Raw genomic sequence first — 803 nt, 5'->3', positions numbered from 1 at the left:
GGCAATGGCTGGGGCAGAAAGCATGCGACGGTGGACTATGTCTTTACCCACTCGCCCTATCGTCTCTATGCCTATCATCGCTTGATCATGGAGGAGATGGCTGGCCGTGGCTACAATGTCAGTCCAGAGTGGCTGGACAAGGACTACCGTGGCAAAACCTGCCCTCCCTATGAAGACTTGCCTGAGGAGAAGTTGGACAATCCCGTCTACAGTGAGCATGATGCAGGATACTATGAGGAATGTCTGGCTAATCTCCGAGAGAAAGGCATTGAGTTGGTGTAAGAGTCAGGATTAGCTCCACATTATAACTCTTCTCGTAATTTTTTCGAATAATAAAGATGAGACCTTTAGAATGATTCTAAGGTCTCCTTTTTATGAATATTAGAATTTGCTTTTAATAACTTTTGAGTTATAATTTAATTAGAAAGAGGCTACTTGGTGCATACAATTTACTTCTATAAGGACAAAAATGGAAATGAGCCAGTCTTAGATTATATGAGAGAATTGGCTAGTCAGAAAAGTAAGGATAGTCGCATCAAACTCAATAAATTAAATGACTATATTGAGTTGTTGAGTCAGCATGGGACTAGAGCTGGTGAACCCTATATCAAACATTTGGAAGATGAAATTTAGGAACTAAGACCTCTGAGGGATAGGATTTTATTTGTAGCGTGGTTTGATGGGAGTTTTGTTCTTTTACATCATTTTGTTAAAAAGACTCAGAAAACTCCTAGGAGAGAGATTGATAAAGCCAAGCGTGAACTGAAGGACTTAAAAGAAAGAGGGTTAAGTGATGAAAAATA

1 protein-coding gene and 1 pseudogene are annotated in these 803 nt (G+C 39.7%); both read left to right on the top strand.

The features are described from left to right. The coding region (locus GMD1S_RS10595) for a TIGR02328 family protein (protein ID WP_000463624.1) at positions 1-282 on the top strand (282 nt) is incomplete at its 5' end. A gap of 156 nt (positions 283-438) precedes the next feature. Next, a pseudogene (locus GMD1S_RS10590) lies at positions 439-803 on the top strand (type II toxin-antitoxin system RelE/ParE family toxin); the annotation flags it as partial.

It is taken from the genome of Streptococcus sp. GMD1S, assembly GCF_000296875.1.
Lineage (GTDB): Bacteria > Bacillota > Bacilli > Lactobacillales > Streptococcaceae > Streptococcus.
Note: the sequence above shows the minus strand (reverse complement) of the source record. Positions and strands in the feature narration are given on the sequence as shown.